Source organism: Flavobacterium sp. Arc2, assembly GCF_041431385.1.
In the GTDB taxonomy this organism is placed as follows: Bacteria; Bacteroidota; Bacteroidia; order Flavobacteriales; family Flavobacteriaceae; genus Flavobacterium.
This window is the reverse complement of record NZ_JASMRH010000004.1, coordinates 53039-70720: the sequence shown is the minus strand read 5'-3', so window position 1 is coordinate 70720 and position 17682 is coordinate 53039. Positions and strand designations below refer to the sequence as shown.

Here is a 17682-nt window from a genome sequence, read left to right as displayed (position 1 = left end):
ATGTGGTTAGATTTTCTTTGTAAAAACACAGAGAAACATAGATGGCTTATATCGTTTTAAAGTCATCTCATTCTTCATGTCATTAAATAGCAACCTTATTTAAACGCAAAAGATGCTTAATCAATAAAGAGATAAAGTCTCTTTCTGTTTGAAATTATAAAAGTTCGACGGAAGGGGTGAAGCATAGTTTATTCTCAATATTTAGAGAAGACAAAAATGGAGCCTTTGCGACATCTTTGTGTTCTTCGCGGTTAATAAAATTAATTAGCAACAGAGAATTGAGAATCATATAGGTTCTTATAGTAACCGTTTTCTTTATTGATTAATTCGTGATGCGTTCCTTGTTCTACAATCAATCCTTTGTCCATGACCACAATTTTATCAGCATTGATAATCGTTGCCAGTCTGTGGGCAATCACAATCGAAGTTCTTCCAGTTGTAATGGTTTCGGTAGCACGTTGAATCAATTCTTCAGAATAGGTATCAATCGAAGAAGTCGCTTCATCCAGAATAAGAATACTTGGGTTACTCACATAAGCTCTTAAGAAAGCAATCAATTGACGTTGTCCAGAAGACAACATAACACCGCGTTCTTTTACATCAAAGTTATAATTGTCAGGCAAACTCATGATAAAGTCATGCACACCGATTTCTTTGGCCGCAGCCAAAACATCTTCTCTTGTAATTTCAGGATTGTTCAACGTTATGTTGTTGAAAATAGTGTCAGCAAATAGGAATACATCTTGCAGTACTACCGCAATTTGCTTACGCAGTGAACCTAAAGTGTAGTTTTCAATATTTTCATTATCGATGCAAATGGTACCGCTGTTGATTTCATAAAAACGATTTAACAAATTGATAATAGTCGATTTTCCAGCACCTGTAGAGCCTACAATAGCAACTGTTTCTCCCGCTTTGACATTTAAATCAATTCCCTTTATTACCTCTTCATCAGGGATGTAGCTGAAATGAACGTCTTTGAAATAAATGTTTCCAAGGAAAACTGGTGCTTCAACAGTTCCTGTATCCTGAATTTGATCCTCGGTATCGATAATGGCAAAAACACGATTGGCAGCAATCATTCCCAGTTGCATCTCATTGAATTTATCAGCAATCTGGCGCAAAGGGTTAAATAACATCCCAATAAACATCGTGTACGAAAATAAATCTCCAAAAGTGGTGAAATTATCACCGTTTAGAATCTTGATTCCACCGTAAAATATAATAAAACCAAGGGTTAACGACGAAATAATATCGGCAATTGGAAAGAAAATGGAGTTATAAAGGATTGTTTTTATCCACGCTTTTTTGTGTTTGTCATTGATTTCTTTAAATTTGTCGGCTTCAATTTCTTCCCTGTTGAACAGTTGTACAATCTTCATTCCCGTCACACGTTCCTGTACGAAGGAATTCATGTTTGAAATTTGGTTTCGCACATCCTCAAAAGCCACTTGCATCTTGCGTTGAAATATTCTAGTGATAAATACTAAAACAGGCATCGCAACAATCACAATCCAAGTTAGTTTCCAGTTCATGTAGAACATAAAAATCAGAACGACTACCATTTTCATTAAGTCACTGATAATCATAAATAATCCCTGACTAAAAATTCGTGCAATTGATTCAATATCAGATACAGATCGAGTTACCAGTTGACCTACTGGTACCAAATCAAAGTATTTCATTCTGAAACTTAATATGTGTTTGAATAATTTAATTCGAATGTCTTTAACGATATCCTGACCTAGCCAGTTTGCCCAAAAAACAAAGTAAAATTGGGAGAAAACTTCGCATAATAACACAATACCCATCAAGGTAATGTAGTATAATAGACCTTTGGCATCCTCGGTTTGAATGTATCCATCTACGGTTTGTTTCAGTAAATACGGGCGTAAGGCAGCAAATACTGATAAGGAAATGGCAAACACAATTACGCCGTTAAAACGCCATTGATACGGTTTGGTATATTGTAATATTCTTTTGAATAATCGGGTGTCGAATGCTTTTGCTTTCATTTTTTTTAAGCTGAATTTATTTCAGTTTTTATTTGAAGCTATTCCTGCTATTCATTTCAATCTTAATGTTTTTAAAGAAAAAATATTAAGGATTTTCATTGCTATCAGGGCTAGCGTATTTAGTGTTCCTAATTTACAAATGGTTTTTCAACTCCATTTATATTATAAATAATCGTATTCTATTTCAGTCAGATACAAACCATGTGCCGGTACTGAAAACCCAGCTTTTTCTCTATTTTTATTTAGTATGATGGTATTAAAATCATCAATTGTAATCTTATGCAACCCAACATTTACAAGTGTTCCCACAATGGAACGAACCATATTTCTCAAAAAACGATTGGCCGAAATCGTAAATACAAGTTGGTTCTTATTTTGTTTCCAGTTAGCTTCAAAAATCGTACAATCAAAGGTGTTTACGTCTGTGTTTACCTTCGAAAAACATTGAAAATCGATGTGATTAAACAATATTTCTGCTGCTTTATTCATCAACTCAACATCTAATTTTTGGTGAAAGTACCAACTTTGCTCTTGCAAGAATGGATCCTTAAAAGTGTTAATATGGTATTCATAGGTTCTCTTTAAGGCATCAAAACGAGCATGGGCTTCATCTGTAACTGCAATAATATCATAAACTGCGATATCTTTTGGTAAAAAAGAATTGAGTTTATGGATTAAACTCGGAATATCAAAAGAGGTTTCAAAATCAAAATGAGCATACATTTCCTTTGCATGGACTCCGGTATCTGTCCGTCCAGCTCCCATAATACTGATTTCTGAGTTGAGTATAGTAGAAACTGCCTTGTTCAGTGTTTCTTGAACTGACGAGGCGTTCGGTTGGTATTGCCAGCCGTGGTAAAGAGTTCCGTTATATGCTAATTTTATAAAATACCTCATTTGATCTTTCAGATTTCCCTACTGTACTTCAGAATCATATTGCGCCGAAGGAAATCGTGTTTACATATTTAAAGAAGCAAAGATACTTATTTAATTTTTTTCAAGTAGAGGCAAAGTCAGAATGTTTTTGAGTTGAAACTTATTTTTTATTTGGAATAGGAATGTCTAATTTTACTGGAATTTCTAGCCCAGATAGAAGCGTTATCCTTTTTATTTTTTTTCTTTCAAAAAATAAAAAGATAGTAGCGGATAGCTGGATTAGCTCCAGAAAAATAAATTTCGAATTCCACAAACACCTGTAAAAAACATAAAATGTTGAGTAAAAAAATTCTTTTGCTTTCTGATACACACAGTCACATTGACGAAACGATATTGAAATATGTTGCTCAGGCTGACGAAGTTTGGCATGCCGGAGATATTGGGGATTTAGTTGTAACGGATACGTTGAAAAAACTAAAGCCGTTGCGGGCGGTTTATGGAAATATTGATGATGCGAAAGCACGTTTGGAATTTCCGCTGCACAATCGTTTTATGTGTGAAGGGGTAGATGTTTGGATCACACATATTGGTGGTTACCCGGGGAAATATAATCCTGCTATTAAAACGGAGATGGTAGCTAATCCTCCTAAATTATTTATTTGTGGGCATTCACACATTCTGAAGGTTATGTTTGACAAGAAAAACAATTTGCTGCATATGAATCCAGGTGCTTGTGGGAAAAGTGGGTTTCATCAAGTACGCACCATGCTACGTTTTGTGATTGAGGGGGATAAAATAAAAGACTTGGAAATTATTGAAATTGAAAAGAGGGTATAACTATAAAGTATGTAAAATAGGTACTTTTATATGTATCGACGTTTCAGCGTTTAGCGTGGACTCTACAACTACTTCGCCTTTCATATTGTTTATTCTGGCATGAATTTGATTTAGTCCAAAACCTTGAATGGTATTGTATTCATTGGTGTCAAAGCCTTTTCCATTGTCCCATACATGGATTATTAGTGTGTTATTTATTTCTTGTAAGTTTAGTGTTGCGTTGTTTGCACCACTGTGTTTATTGATATTATTGAGTAGCTCCGTAATTATAAAGTACATTTTCATTTCAAATTCATCATTGTAAGGTGTCTTTTCATCTATAGTACTAGAATATTCAAACTGAATATTGGAATTTGAGTTTTTCTCGCACAAATCATTAAGTGCATAGAACAATCCGAAACGCGCTAATAATGAAGGCAAAAGTTCATGTGATAAATCGCGTACCTTATCATGAGCTTCTTTTAAAATGGCTTTCGTTTTTACTATTTCTTCTGACTCGATATTGTTTTTAGAAGTAAATACGCTTAAATGTAAGCCAGCCGATGAAAGCAAAGCACTTATGTTGTCATGCAAAAAATTGGCTATTTTTTTTCGTTCTAGTTCTTGACCGTTGATGGATGCGGTGATCATGTTTTCCTGAATTTGACTCTGGATGTCGTTGAGTTTATTTTTTTGTTTCAGTTTTGTGTTTTGAAAGAAAAAGTAGAAAAGAATAATTGCAAATAGCAGTATAGAGATAATTATAATGCTTATTTGTTTGTTTTTGGTCTGTTTTTCTATCAGATACTCTTGCTTCGTTTTGTATTTTATTTCGATATTATCGATCTCTCTTTTATACTCATCTAATTCGAGATTTATTCCTGCAACATTGATTTTTTTTAGCTTCTCTTCATAATTTAGGGAAGCCGTGATTGTATTGTAAGATGCTAGATTCTGATATGCTTTTTCAAAGTCACCATTTTTTAATAAAAACTTAGAATATTCTTGATGTGCAAATGATAAGTCTGATTTTTCATTCCCTTCATTGCCTAGTAGAAGAGCTTTTTCAAAGAATGTAGTTGCTTTTTTAGTTTCGTTTTTGTAACCATAATACATTCCATTCAGCATGTTTAAGGCTACAATTGTTGATTCGTCACCAAATTTTGAATGGTATTTATTAATCAACTTTAGATGTGATTCCCCTGAGTTAAAATCTCCAATATCAAAATAGGCCCACGTAATATTCAGGTTTGTAAAAACTATTTGGACTGAATCGCCAATTTTTCCGCTATAATCAAGTGACTTTTTATAATAATAGATGCCTTTTTTGTATTCTTTTTTATCAAAACAATAGATGTTTCCTAAGTTGTTGTAAAGCCAATTTTTTAATTCACTGTTATTAGTTTTGTCTGCATAGACGAGTCCTTTTTGGTAATAGAAAAAAGCTTTGTCATATTCACTCAGTTCATCAAAATTTGCTGCAATAGTATTATAAGAAGTGGCGATACTATTATCGTCTTTAATAATGATGGCAAATTTTAAAGCTTTTCTTGATTTTATTAAAGATCTTTCAAATTTCCCAGCGTGCATCAGCGTGGTAGCTTCATTTGTTAGCGCTGTAATTTCTTCTATTGATGGAATTTTTTTTTGAGAAAATAAAGGAGAACAAGAAAGACATAAAAGTGATAACAAAAACAATAATCGGATTTTTAACATAGATAGAAGGGTAGTATTTTGTATGTCCTATTCATTGTTAAAAGTGAATGATGAGGAACGATTTATTATTGTGTAGGTTTTTTTTTTAGACCGATCTATCATTTAATCAATTTGTTTTTAATAGCAAATTTGACCAAGCTTATGGTGTTTTTTGCTTTTAGCTTCTTCATTATGTTTTTACGGTGAGTTTCAACGGTGTTAGTGCTAATAAATAATTTTTCACTAATCTCTTTCCCGCTATGCTCTAGAGCAATCAAAGTGATGATTTCAACTTCTCTTCCAGTCAAGATGGAATCTGCTACTGGATTTTGCTTATTTAATTTTGAATTGTCTTTGGTTGCTGAGTTAAATATTTTCTCTCTCACAGTATTGCAGAAATATTCTTCTCCATTTATAACTGCTTGTATCGCTTCTACGATATTTTCTCCAGCACATTGTTTGGTTAAATAACCGCTTACTCCTAATTTCATGAGTTCTTGGATAATCTTTAAGTCGTCATAACTAGATAGGATAATCACTTTACAAGGATATCCTTTTTTAGAAAACTCTTTAATTACCTGTATGCCGTCTTTTTTTGGCATGCTAATGTCAAGAATAAGAATGTCAGCTTTATTGTTTGTTAAATCATCATATAGCATGCTGCCATCTAGAGAAAAGCCGATTACTTCAAAATTAGAAATCGTATTTAATAGTGTACGCATACCGTCTATTAGTACTTGATGATCATCTGCAAGGTGTATTCGTATCTTATTTGTCATATTATATAGAGATGGATCAAAAATATGAAAAAAAACGACAATAATATGTTTAAAAAGTTTTATTTGTTGCGTTATTCTCATTAATAAGCACAAAAAAACCCGAAAATTAATTCGGGTTTTCTTCGCACTAATAAACTAATGTTATGGGTTTATCTCAATCTATCCACAGATTTTACAAGATCTTCATCCTTCTTGATGGCCTTATTAGCTAATACTAATAATACGATAGCGACAATAGGTAGAAACATCCCAATACCTTTCTCAGAAACAAGAACTGATTCTCCAGATATGTTTAGTGAACGATATACAAATAATCCCAATAAAATTAAATTTAAAATTATATTCAATCTGCCAATTACAAATTGATTTTGTCTTTTTTTATAGGAAACAACACTCACTATTGAAAGTGTCGTGGTTAAACCCAAAAGTATAACATAAATCTGATTTTGCACAAAAAAATATTCCCTTCCATCATTCATTGTCCATAGTGGAAATAAAAAAGGCAATATTCCTGTCACGACAAAAGCAAGAAATAAATATATCGTTTGAATTCTTTGTATCATTTTTTTTAATTTGTTGTACAAAAATATATTTTCTTTTTTTAAAATACTATTGTATCATTAAATTTTATTCGTATTATTGCATAACAGTACCGTAAGCACTTCATACTGCGGTCAGTTCAAGATAAATAATTACTACCTATCTTTTTAGTATTATCCAAATTAATTAAACTAATAGAACATTCATGTTTGATATTTCTGCATTAAAAGAAATGAAGCTTTCTGAGCTTCAAGCTATAGCTAAAGCAGCTAAAACCATAAAGTTTAACGGTGTTAAAAAAGAGACCTTGATAGGTCACATTTTAGAACATCAAACGACTAAAGTTGAGCCAACTTTAGATTTAAAATCAGAATCCATTGCGGAGGACGATAAGCCTAAAAGAGCGCGTATCGTTCCTGTTAAAAAAGTGGCCATTCAAAAAGCAAAAATAACTCCTACTACTAAAGAAGATGCTACAGTCGATACAGATCTTCAGGCGACTATAGATGTTCCTGCAGAAGTACTTTCTCAAGTAGAAGCTGTTAATGAAGCTGAGTCAGTAAAAGAATCTTCAGTGCCAGAAAAAAAAGTAGGTAAGATTATTAAGTTTAATAAATCAGCATACGAAAAGAAAGTTGCTTTAAAAAAGGATAAAGAAGAGGCAAAAGAATTAAATAAAGAAACGGAAGAGGTTGTCGCTACTGAACCTACTGAACCTACTGAAGTTCCAGAAGTTGCTGCTCCTGCAAAAAAAGTAAATCCAAATCAATTAAATAAACAAAATCAAAACCCGAATTTTAAAAGTAAGAAAAGTAACTTTAGAGATTCTGATTTTGAATTTGATGGAATAATAGAAAGTGAAGGTGTTCTTGAAATGATGCCTGATGGCTATGGTTTCTTGCGCTCTTCAGATTATAATTACCTCGCTTCACCAGATGATATTTATTTATCAACTTCTCAAATCAGACTATTCGGACTTAAAACCGGAGATACTGTAAAAGGTGTGGTGCGTCCTCCTAAAGAAGGCGAGAAGTTCTTCCCTTTAGTAAAAGTGTTAAAAATAAACGGACATGACCCGCAGGTTGTTCGTGATAGAGTTTCATTCGAACATTTAACACCTGTTTTTCCTTCAGAAAAATTTAATTTAGCGGCGAGACAAAGTACAATTTCAACTCGAATTATTGATTTGTTTTCTCCTATAGGAAAAGGACAGCGTGGTATGATTGTCGCTCAGCCAAAAACGGGTAAAACCATGTTGCTGAAAGAAATTGCAAACGCAATTGCTGCTAACCATCCTGAAGTTTATCTTATTGTTTTATTGATTGACGAACGTCCAGAAGAGGTTACAGATATGCAACGTAGTGTGCGTGGTGAAGTGATTGCTTCTACTTTTGACAGAGAGCCTCAAGAACACGTTAAAATTGCTAATATCGTGCTTGAAAAGGCAAAGCGATTAGTAGAATGTGGGCATGATGTAGTGATTCTTCTAGATTCTATTACGAGATTGGCTAGAGCATATAATACGGTTCAACCGGCATCAGGTAAAGTATTGAGTGGGGGAGTAGATGCTAATGCGCTACAAAAACCAAAACGATTCTTTGGAGCTGCTCGTAATGTGGAAAATGGTGGGTCTTTGAGTATTATTGCAACTGCATTGACGGAAACTGGATCTAAAATGGATGAAGTGATCTTTGAAGAATTCAAAGGTACTGGTAATATGGAATTACAATTAGATAGAAAAATTGCTAATAAACGTATTTTCCCTGCAATTGACTTGACATCTTCTAGTACAAGACGTGATGATTTATTATTAGATCAAAAAACATTACAAAGAATGTGGATCATGAGAAAATACCTATCAGATATGAATCCTGTCGAAGCCATGAGTTTTATAAACGATCGTTTTAGACAAACTAAAAATAATGAAGAGTTTTTAATCTCTATGAACGATTAAGGCAGAGTATAGAATTAAGAAAATAGATTAGTTTATTTTTCAAACATAAAATCCACTAAATAGTAATTTACTATTTAGTGGATTTTTATTTTAGATAATTATTCTGTTAATAAAAAAATGCCTTCGTAGTGAAGGCATTTTTTGTCGTATTAAGGCGGAAGTAAATGTTATTCTTTTACTTCTTCCTTTATTTCTTTAGTATCTTTTTTTGCTTCTTTAGCTTCTTTTGGTTTTACTGCTTCTTCTTTTCTTTCTAGAAGCGCCATATAAAATCCATCAAAACCAGACTCAGCAGCTAGAATTTTTTGATCTTTAATAAAGTTAAATTCTTTTCCGATATCTGTTGTTAAAAAACGAGCAACTTGCTCTTGATTTTCAGAAGGTAATATAGAACAAGTAGCATAAACTAATTTTCCACCTGGTTTTACAATTTTAGAATAACTTTCTAAAACTTCTGCTTGTATTTTGCGAATATTATCGATAAACTCAGGCTGCAATTTCCATTTAGCATCAGGGTTTCTTTTAAGAACTCCTAAACCACTACATGGCGCATCAATAAGAACGCGATCTGCTTTCTGATGCAATTTCTTGATCACTTTTGTAGTATCAATAATGCGATATTCAATGTTGAATGCTCCGTCTCTTTTAGCTCTTATTTTTAATTGCTTTAATTTACTTTCGTATAAATCCATAGCAATTAACTGCCCTTTGTTTTCCATCAAAGCTGCAATATGCAATGTTTTACCACCTGCACCTGCACAAGTATCCACTACGCGCATTCCTGGCTTAACATCAAGAAAAGCAGCAACTAGTTGTGAATTGGCATCTTGAACTTCAAAAAAGCCTTGTTTAAAAGCATCAGTCATAAAGACATTAGCTCTTTCTTTTAAAACTAAAGCATCGGGCTGATTTTTTAAATAATCTGTTTCGATGTTTAAATCCATAAGGATCGCTCTTAAAACCTCTTTGGTAGTTTTAAGTGTGTTTACTCTAAGAACTACTTTTGCGGGTTGGTTTTGAGCAGTTATTTCTGTAGCCCATACCTTTTCTCCTAATTCTTTTACGCCCATCTCATCCATCCAGTCTGGAATAGATTCTTTTAATGCTCTTACTTTTGATAATTCATCAAAGCGTCCTTTTATTTTTCTTTCCGGAGTTCCCTCTAATTGGCGCCAGTCTGGAATAGGATAGCCTCTTAAAACCGCCCATACCGCAAACATTCTCCAAATATTATCTCTATCGAAAGGTGCCTTTACCTCTGCAATTTCAGCATATAATCTTTTCCATCGTACTACTTCGTAGATGGTTTCGGCAACAAATTTTCTATCAGAGCTTCCCCAACGTTTGTCTTTCTTTAAGGCTCTTGCAACCACTTTATCTGCATATTCCCCTTCGTTAAATATTGCATTTAGGGAATCAATGGTGGTATAAACTAAATTTCTGTGTAATCTCATTTTAAATAATTGAGGTGCAAAGGTACTATTAATTGGTCGAAACTTAAATTTTAAATAATGAATGTTGTTTTATATTTTCATTATCAAAAAAAAACACTGCAATAACACAGTGTTTTTCTTAATTTATTGTAAACCGAACTATTTAATTCGGGTTAATCCTATGTTTTCGGGTGCATGTAATACCATCGGGAATTTCTCTATTTTGACAGAGCTACTATCAAGTCCAAAGGCACTTTCTTCTGATAAGCTTAGTTTTTTGATTAAGAAATAGGAATTCATTACAATTTTTTCGTCCCATCTCATGTCACTATCGTTTGAAAGGAATTTTTCGGATAGTACAAATTTAAAGTCACCAATGATATTATTTTTATTCAAAGATTCATATCTACTTGTAATATCGACTTCTCCTTTTTTAACCATATCCTTAATTACCTCCTTAAACATTAAGTTGATTTTAGTAGGCTCTCTAAATCCTAGATTAAAATCTACGCGGTACAAATCATCTTTAAGGATTTCAGTTACTTTATATTCTGTTTTATAAGGTTCGCTTAAAATGTTAACATGTACAAACCAGTATATATCGGCTCTTTTCGGTCTTTTTTGTAAAATAGAGTACATTACTTTTTCCTCAATTTCATCAACACGGTTAGCATTAGTCATGTAAACTAAGTGTGTCGCATATTTTGGAATTGATAAATCGGCGCTAAGCTCCATTAAGACTTTTTGATAATCAGCAATCTTAACTATTTTAGTGTAGTTCTTACTTATTTTTTTGGCTAGATACCAAGTGGTCATTATTGAGATTAGCATTAAAGCAATAATCAATGTAACATAACCTCCGTCAGCAAATTTTGTAATATTAGCCGCTAGAAAACTGAACTCAATCAAAAGATAAACGGTTATCAAAGGAACAATAAAATATAACTTTACTCTTTTCATAATTAAATAAAAGTTAAGTAAAATAGTAGTCATTATCATGCATAGAATTATGGCCAGACCGTAAGCATGTTCCATGTTGGCAGATTCCTCAAAATGCAAAACTATACCAACGCACCCAAAAAACAACAACCAGTTTATAGATGGAATGTACAATTGCCCTTTAAGTTCTGTGGGGTATTTTATTTTTGCTTTTGGCCAGAAATTTAAGCGCATTGCTTCATTTATTAATGTAAATGAACCGCTAATAAGCGCCTGAGAGGCTATAACGGCAGCAAGTGTTGCGATTACAATACCTATAGGTTGAAACCAATCCGCCATAATCAGATAAAACGGATTACCATTTGGCCCTCCTAAGCTAGTCAAAGTTTCTCCTTCGTGATGGATTAAATAGGCGCCTTGCCCAAAATAATTTAACACTAGAGTAGTTTTTACAAAAATCCAACTGATTCGAATATTTTTTCTTCCACAGTGTCCCATGTCAGAGTACAATGCTTCGGCACCTGTCGTACATAGGAATACAAGACCTAAAACGAAAAAACCGTCGGGATGTATCGATAATAAATGATAGGCGTAATAGGGGTTAAATGCTTTAAAAACTTCAGGGTGCTTTGTGATTTGTATTAAACCAAGGACAGCAAGCATACTAAACCAGATAAGCATCATGGGCGCAAAAAACTTGCCGACTAATTTTGTCCCGAATTGTTGGATGCTAAATAGCACAAACAAAATGCCTATAACGATAGGTATTGTATTTATTTGAGGGTAATAGGTTTTAATTCCTTCCACCGCAGAGGAAACGGAAATAGGAGGGGTGATTATACCGTCTGCAAGCAATGCGCTACCACCAATAATGGCGGGCACGATTAACCACTTAATTTTTGTTTTTTTTACCAAGGCATACAAAGCAAAGATTCCACCTTCACCGTGGTTATCTGCGCTTAAAGTAATGATCACATATTTTATGGTAGTCTGTAAGGTAAGAGTCCAAAATACTGCTGAAATTCCTCCTAAAACAATATCGGCATCAATAATATTTTCGCCAAGAATGGCTTTCATTACATATAGTGGGGATGTTCCAATGTCACCATATATTATTCCCAATGTAATCAATAATCCGCCTAATGATAATTTGGAATGTAGGTTTTTATGCGATGCGCTCATGTAGTACTTTTAAAAAACGTGTCAAATTTACTCTTTTTAAATATAAAAGGCCTGTTTATTTAGAAAAAGACAAAAAAAAAACACGCTCAGTTGAGCGTGTTTAAAATCATTTTATTTCACTGTTTTTAAGATCGTCTATTGTCTCCTCGGGAAGAACCTTCTCCTCTTGATTCGGTTCGCTGTGGAGCACTCTTTTGAGAATCTCCTCTTTGAGTTTGAGTTCTTTGTGGAGTACTTTCTCTAGAAGTGTTTGCTCTGTTTTGAGAATAGTCTCTTTGCGTTTCAGTTCTTTGTGGTGCACTTTCTCTAGATTGATTAACTCTGTTTTGAGTGTCGCTTCTTTGCGCATTAGTTCTTTCTGTAGCAGATTCTCTAGAAGAATTATTTCTGTTCTGAGAATTGTCTCTCTGCGTTTGAGTTCTTTGTGGGGCATTTTCTCTTGAAGTATTTGATCTGTTTTTCGTATTTTCTCTTTCTGGTCCAGTTCTTTGTGAGGTATTTTCTCTTGAAGTCGCACTTCTGTTTTGAGAATAATCTCTCTGATTTGTTGATCTTTCCGGAGTAGATTCTCTTGAAGTAGTACCTCTGTTTTGAGAATAGTCTCTTTGATTTGTATTTCTTCGAGATTCAGTCGCTCTTGGTGATTGATTTCTGTTTTGAGAATAACCTACTTCGCTTCTGGACGCTACATTTCGAGTATCTCTTCTTTGTTCTAATTCATGACGATTTGAAACGTTCGAGTTTCTTCTTGAGAAATTATTATTAGGATGCTGTCTTTCATACCCATTTGAGCGTCTTGAATTGTAAAGTACTACTGCTTGATTGCTTCGTCTGTTGTTGACGTAATTATAGTTATTGTTAATATTCAAGCTAACTTGGATGTTATTTCTATATCTGAATACTGGGAACGGGTTCCAAGCATAGTAATATGAGGGGTAGGAATTCCAATACCAGTTTGAAACATAAGGTCTATAATTATATGACCAGAAAGAAGCATAAATAACCGGTGTTCTGTAATATACAGGTTCGTAAATATAGTTTGGCCCATACATGTATTCATTACCTACAACTTGTAGATGAACGGTATTGTATCTATCTTTTTCTATTTCGATTGTTGCGACGTCTTGGTAAACATCACGATCAAGAACAGATTGTATTATAACAACATGGGTTCTATTATCGACGGTTTCTATAACCCGTAAATAATCTACTTCGTCATCGTTGTTTAAATCTAAATTTGATATTTGAAGTGATGGGTCATTTAGTTGTCTTTCAAATTCTTGAAGATCTCTTGAATCTCCAAAAATATCAGCAACGGCTCTCAAGTCTAAATTATCGCTAATTTCATTGTTCATTGTACTGATCCTATTTCTATCTTGTGCTTGCACTATAAAAACAGATGTGAGTAGGCTTAATAATAGTAGTTTAGTTTTCATAGTAAGTGTATTTATGTTTAACAATAGTAGAATATCCAATTACTGTGCCAATAAATTTTAAAAGCGTTTCGTATTACTACATTAAATCGTAAATTAGCTTTAAATAAAAGGATTGAAATGAGAAATGTTTTTTTGATTGTACTAGCTGTTACTTTTTTAACTTCGTGTAAAACTGCAGGATATAAAGATTTAAGTCCTGATAAGACCGTTTTTAAAACAGTAAGTATAGACACGCTTTTTCAAGATAATATCAGTATCAGAGCAATTAGCGTTGATGGGAATAAGATATGGTACGGAGCGAATAATTCAAGATTTGGTTTTTATGATTTGGTTATCAACGAAAAAATAGAAAGCAAAATAACGAAGGATACTTTAAAATTAGAATTTAGAAGCATTGCTCAAACAACAAAAAACATATTTTTATTGAGTGTTGCTAATCCAGCTTTGCTTTATAAAGCTTCTAAGACGGGTTTAAAAACGACTTTAGTATATCAGGAAAATAATCCAAAGGTTTTTTACGACAGTATGAAATTTTGGAATAAAAATGAAGGAATTGCAATGGGGGATCCAATAGATAATGCTCTTTCGATTATCACTACAAGAGATGGAGGAAATACATGGAGTAAAATCCCTGCAGATCAATTGCCCCAAATTGTTGATGGTGAGGCTGCTTTTGCTGCCAGCAATACAAATATAGTTATAAAGGGAAATAAAACCTGGATTGTTTCTGGTGGTAAAAAAGCCAGAGTATTCTATTCAGGTAATAAGGGAAATAGTTGGAAAGTATATGATTCTCCAATCGTACAAGGAAAGGCTATGGCGGGAATTTTTACTGCCGATTTTTATGATGCCAATAGAGGATTTATAGCCGGAGGTGATTATGAAGCTCCGAATCAGAATTTTCAAAACAAAGCTAGAACTATCGATGGAGGTAAAACATGGGAACTCGTAGCAGAAAACCAAGGTTTTGGGTATGCCTCTTGTGTGCAATATATTCCGCATAGTAATGGAAAATCATTAGTTAGTGTGGGTGCATCAGGAATTTATTACTCCTATGATAGCGGGAATACATGGAAACAACTGGCTTCTGATCCGAGTTTGTTTACTATTCGATTTATAAACAATCATACCGCAATTGCTGCCGGTAAAAATAAAATGATTCGGATTCGTTTTCAAAAATAAAACCCTACTCTATGCGAGAAGACATGGAATAGGGGTATAGTTTTTTTTAATTGATAGAAATTATTTTCTTGAACTTCTATATTGGTGCAATAATTTTCTGTTGAAACCTTCTTCAGATTTTCTAAGTTTTATAATTTTTACTGCAGGGATAACTTCTTTAAGGCTCTTATTTAATTTTTTACGTAATAAAAATAATTCCTCATCAGCACTTTCCATTTCTGCAAGAAAGGCAATTGCCTCTTTTTCACTCATTTCATCTAAGGCACTATCATTCATTCGGGTTTTTAAGGCACTCATTTTTTGATATCTTATCTCAAACTGTTTATCATCATATGTATTGTAGATAGGCCAGAATTTTTGGGCTTCACGCGTTGTTAGGTCTAATTCAGTGGTTAAAAAAGCCGCTTTTAATGCTTTAATTTGATCTTTTTTATCTTTAATTCCGCCAGTTTGTGCATAGAAACTAAAGGAAGTCAATAGCAAAAGTATCGGGATGATTTTTTTGATGTTCATTTTTTCTAATTTTATATTATACTTTTTCACAAGATTTATTCTATTATAAGATGCTCTAAATTAGCGTTACTGACCAAGATGTCTTCAATAGTCGCATCTTCTAAAGCGACGTTTGTATGGATATTATCAATTTCATCAACCTCCAAATCGTTAATAAGATCATATTGATTTATATTGGATTGGTAACTTAGATAATTTTCTAAAGTAGCTGTGTCTATTTCATTGTTATTTACGTTTACAGTACTAGTGTAAAATACCGGTACAAGTAATGCTATAACTAAAACAGCGGCAACCATCATAAGAATCTTTTTATTTTTTTGAAAAAGAGAAATTATCTTTGTTTCTTTTTTTGGTAATTTATGCATTAGCTGTTCTGAAAAATTTTCAAAGTAATGCTCTGGAGTTTTAAATCCAGACTCTATTTTCGGCTCGTTTTCTAATTTAAATGCTTTCATAACGTATATAGGACTTAATTTTAGACAAAAGGTTTAATTTGAGGTAACAAATGCTTCTATTTTTTTTACGGCATGATGGTAGGAAGCTTTCAATGCACCCACTGAAGTGCCTAATATCTCTGAGATTTCTTCATATTTTAACTCTTCAAAATATTTCATTTTAAAAACCAACTGCTGTTTTTCTGGAAGAGTAACAATTGCTTTTTGTAATTTGATTTGGATTTCATTTCCATCAAAATAGCTATCGGATTTAAGATTGTCGATAGTTTTATTTTGCAATGTTTCAGATGAGATTCCTCCTTTTTTAGCTTTTTGACTTAAAAAACTGAGGGCTTCGTTTGTGGCAATGCGGTACATCCAAGAAAACAATTTACTTTCTCCTTTAAAATTTTTTAAATTTTGAAAGACTTTAATAAAAGTATTTTGCAACACATCATCGGTGTCATCATGATTTAAAATGATGTTCCGAATGTGGTTGTACAATGGTTTTTGATAGGTTAACAAGAGTTTTTGAAACGCCTCATTCTGCGTTTTTGGGGCCAATAACTGTTGTATAAATTCCTCTTCTTCCTCCAAAGTTGTATTTTATATAGTTAGATAGGAATTTATGAAATAGGTTTAATCTTAAATTGAAAATAAATTAAAATTCAGAAGGTTTTTCCTCCGTCGCTTTTTGTGCAGGTAGTTTTTTTTGCTCAGCAGGTTTTGCTGCAGGCTTAATGATTTTTGCGGGAGCAATTGGACTTGCTGGTATAACTTCTGGTGAGACAGCGGTTGTTTTGACCGGAGTCTTAGGGTATGTTTTTACCGGTATAATTTTCGGTACTATTGGAATGTAAACTTCAGTAACCCATTTAGAAGGGTCTTTTACTTCGTTTTTACCAGTCGCATAGATCTCTATATGTGAAATTAGCGGATCTTGAGTCAGTTGGTTTTTATTAAGAAATGTCAGTGCCTTTTCATATCCGTCTTTGATATGTGAATAGTCTCCTGTTAAACTTGTTTTTACACCTTCAGAAGCTTCCAGTTTTCCAGAAACGATATCACTTCCTGCGCTAATGAATATTTCCTTATTTATAGGTACACAGATTGAAATTTTTGCTAATCCTTTTGCAGTATCGTAGGTATGATAGATTACAAATGGCTTTCCGTTGATAGGAATATCATTTTGCTCACAGAAAGCAACAATAGTAGGAATGACTATCTTAGTGTTCTTATTGATTTTAGATAGCTCGCTTGTAAAAGTTTGACCTAAGTAAAAGATTTGAGGTTTTTTTACTAGTCCGTTTACTTTTACCGAAAAGGTATTTATTTCATAATCAAGAGCCTTATCTAAATTTGCTAAACTTTTTTCATACATTGTTCCAATAACCTTGTCAACTCCACCATTTAAAGCAGTGTAGACTTTAAAAAGAAAACTCATCTCTCCAGTAGTTTTCCATGTAACCTTTGTGCCACCAACTGTATCTTTAAAGCTCCAAAAAACGGATGAAGTTGTTTCGTTCAAATTCATTTTTTGAGAGATGCTGTCATTTTCTTTAACAAATAGAGTACGCATTTCACCGTTTCCATCTTTCCCTTCCCAAGAATAGGATGCTCCTTTACCAACAGTTGTTGCGGGATATTGTATTTTTATTTCAGGATCTTCTGTTGTCCAAGAACCAAAGTCAGCCCAATTTCTGTAATCATTCACGTAGTTAAACACAGCTGATTTTGGTGAATTGATAACTTTGCTTCTTTCGATAGTAAAATTGCCTTTTTGAGTGGCAATAAAAATGGACAAAGCTACTATACTAAGTAATAGTAAAAGAAAAATATATTTTAAAATCCGCATAATAGATTAATTGTTTTCAGTTGTAAAGTTAGA

Annotated in this window: 15 protein-coding genes; 3 read left to right on the top strand and 12 right to left on the bottom strand. The window is 33.2% G+C overall.

What is annotated here, in order from left to right; translation table 11 throughout:
* Nucleotides 1–260: 260 nt before the first annotated feature.
* Together QO182_RS03590 and truA are read right to left on the bottom strand one after the other, a co-directional pair.
* Entirely contained in the window at nt 261–2015 is a 1755-nt protein-coding gene (locus tag QO182_RS03590) for an ABC transporter ATP-binding protein (protein WP_371541651.1), read from the bottom strand.
* A 162-nt stretch (nt 2016–2177) separates the two neighbouring features.
* A complete protein-coding gene (gene truA, locus QO182_RS03585) occupies nt 2178–2912 on the bottom strand; it encodes a tRNA pseudouridine(38-40) synthase TruA (RefSeq protein WP_371559943.1) in 735 nt (244 codons plus the stop codon).
* 312 nt (nt 2913–3224) lie between these two features.
* On the opposite strand from truA, the gene QO182_RS03580 reads away from it, so the two are divergent.
* Nucleotides 3225–3728, top strand: a complete 504-nt coding sequence (locus tag QO182_RS03580; RefSeq protein WP_371559942.1) for a metallophosphoesterase — start codon at nt 3225–3227, stop codon at nt 3726–3728.
* On the opposite strand, the gene QO182_RS03575 is transcribed toward QO182_RS03580, so the two are convergent.
* From QO182_RS03575 to QO182_RS03565, 3 genes are all read right to left on the bottom strand, one after another.
* On the bottom strand, nt 3729–5423 hold the full coding sequence (locus QO182_RS03575; RefSeq protein ID WP_371559941.1) for a sensor histidine kinase: 1695 nt from the start codon (nt 5421–5423) through the stop codon (nt 3729–3731). It abuts the gene before it with no gap.
* Nucleotides 5424–5521: 98 nt separating this feature from the next.
* On the bottom strand, nt 5522–6181 hold the full coding sequence (locus QO182_RS03570) for a response regulator (RefSeq protein ID WP_371559940.1): 660 nt from the start codon (nt 6179–6181) through the stop codon (nt 5522–5524).
* A 149-nt stretch (nt 6182–6330) separates the two neighbouring features.
* The gene (locus QO182_RS03565) at nt 6331–6744 is read right to left on the bottom strand and encodes a DUF4293 domain-containing protein (protein ID WP_371541637.1); all 414 of its coding nucleotides are present in this window, start codon (nt 6742–6744) and stop codon (nt 6331–6333) included.
* 182 nt (nt 6745–6926) lie between these two features.
* Between QO182_RS03565 and rho the strand changes: the two genes are divergently transcribed.
* The gene (gene rho / locus QO182_RS03560) at nt 6927–8675 is read left to right on the top strand and encodes a transcription termination factor Rho (RefSeq protein ID WP_371559939.1); all 1749 of its coding nucleotides are present in this window, start codon (nt 6927–6929) and stop codon (nt 8673–8675) included.
* 167 nt (nt 8676–8842) lie between these two features.
* Here the strand turns inward: rho and QO182_RS03555 are convergent, their stop codons facing one another.
* The 3 genes from QO182_RS03555 to QO182_RS03545 form a co-directional block, all read right to left on the bottom strand.
* Complete coding sequence (locus QO182_RS03555) at nt 8843–10129, bottom strand: RsmB/NOP family class I SAM-dependent RNA methyltransferase (protein ID WP_371541632.1); 1287 nt, start codon at nt 10127–10129, stop codon at nt 8843–8845.
* Between the two features lie 138 nt (nt 10130–10267).
* A complete protein-coding gene (locus QO182_RS03550; protein WP_371541629.1) occupies nt 10268–12229 on the bottom strand; it encodes a KUP/HAK/KT family potassium transporter in 1962 nt (653 codons plus the stop codon).
* A 125-nt stretch (nt 12230–12354) separates the two neighbouring features.
* Nucleotides 12355–13665, bottom strand: a complete 1311-nt coding sequence (locus QO182_RS03545) for a hypothetical protein (RefSeq protein ID WP_371559938.1) — start codon at nt 13663–13665, stop codon at nt 12355–12357.
* A 117-nt stretch (nt 13666–13782) separates the two neighbouring features.
* Between QO182_RS03545 and QO182_RS03540 the strand changes: the two genes are divergently transcribed.
* Nucleotides 13783–14847 carry an oxidoreductase gene (locus QO182_RS03540; protein ID WP_371559937.1) on the top strand — a complete coding sequence of 355 codons (1065 nt, stop codon included), beginning with the start codon at nt 13783–13785 and terminating at the stop codon, nt 14845–14847.
* A gap of 60 nt (nt 14848–14907) precedes the next feature.
* Here QO182_RS03540 and QO182_RS03535 read toward each other — a convergent pair whose 3' ends face one another.
* The 4 genes from QO182_RS03535 to QO182_RS03520 form a co-directional block, all read right to left on the bottom strand.
* On the bottom strand, nt 14908–15360 hold the full coding sequence (locus QO182_RS03535) for a sensor of ECF-type sigma factor (protein ID WP_371541618.1): 453 nt from the start codon (nt 15358–15360) through the stop codon (nt 14908–14910).
* Between the two features lie 35 nt (nt 15361–15395).
* Complete coding sequence (locus QO182_RS03530) at nt 15396–15815, bottom strand: hypothetical protein (RefSeq protein ID WP_371559936.1); 420 nt, start codon at nt 15813–15815, stop codon at nt 15396–15398.
* 33 nt (nt 15816–15848) lie between these two features.
* A complete protein-coding gene (locus QO182_RS03525) occupies nt 15849–16391 on the bottom strand; it encodes an RNA polymerase sigma factor (RefSeq protein WP_371541613.1) in 543 nt (180 codons plus the stop codon).
* A 64-nt stretch (nt 16392–16455) separates the two neighbouring features.
* Nucleotides 16456–17649 carry an SRPBCC family protein gene (locus tag QO182_RS03520; RefSeq protein WP_371559935.1) on the bottom strand — a complete coding sequence of 398 codons (1194 nt, stop codon included), beginning with the start codon at nt 17647–17649 and terminating at the stop codon, nt 16456–16458.
* Nucleotides 17650–17682: the final 33 nt, after the last annotated feature.

Coding starts and splice junctions, on each gene's coding strand:
- QO182_RS03590 (WP_371541651.1), bottom strand. CDS start 2,015: ATGAAAGCAAAAGCATTCGACACCCGATTATTCAAAAGAATATTACAA.
- truA (WP_371559943.1), bottom strand. CDS start 2,912: ATGAGGTATTTTATAAAATTAGCATATAACGGAACTCTTTACCACGGC.
- QO182_RS03580 (WP_371559942.1), top strand. CDS start 3,225: ATGTTGAGTAAAAAAATTCTTTTGCTTTCTGATACACACAGTCACATT.
- QO182_RS03575 (WP_371559941.1), bottom strand. CDS start 5,423: ATGTTAAAAATCCGATTATTGTTTTTGTTATCACTTTTATGTCTTTCT.
- QO182_RS03570 (WP_371559940.1), bottom strand. CDS start 6,181: ATGACAAATAAGATACGAATACACCTTGCAGATGATCATCAAGTACTA.
- QO182_RS03565 (WP_371541637.1), bottom strand. CDS start 6,744: ATGATACAAAGAATTCAAACGATATATTTATTTCTTGCTTTTGTCGTG.
- rho (WP_371559939.1), top strand. CDS start 6,927: ATGTTTGATATTTCTGCATTAAAAGAAATGAAGCTTTCTGAGCTTCAA.
- QO182_RS03555 (WP_371541632.1), bottom strand. CDS start 10,129: ATGAGATTACACAGAAATTTAGTTTATACCACCATTGATTCCCTAAAT.
- QO182_RS03550 (WP_371541629.1), bottom strand. CDS start 12,229: ATGAGCGCATCGCATAAAAACCTACATTCCAAATTATCATTAGGCGGA.
- QO182_RS03545 (WP_371559938.1), bottom strand. CDS start 13,665: ATGAAAACTAAACTACTATTATTAAGCCTACTCACATCTGTTTTTATA.
- QO182_RS03540 (WP_371559937.1), top strand. CDS start 13,783: ATGAGAAATGTTTTTTTGATTGTACTAGCTGTTACTTTTTTAACTTCG.
- QO182_RS03535 (WP_371541618.1), bottom strand. CDS start 15,360: ATGAACATCAAAAAAATCATCCCGATACTTTTGCTATTGACTTCCTTT.
- QO182_RS03530 (WP_371559936.1), bottom strand. CDS start 15,815: ATGAAAGCATTTAAATTAGAAAACGAGCCGAAAATAGAGTCTGGATTT.
- QO182_RS03520 (WP_371559935.1), bottom strand. CDS start 17,649: ATGCGGATTTTAAAATATATTTTTCTTTTACTATTACTTAGTATAGTA.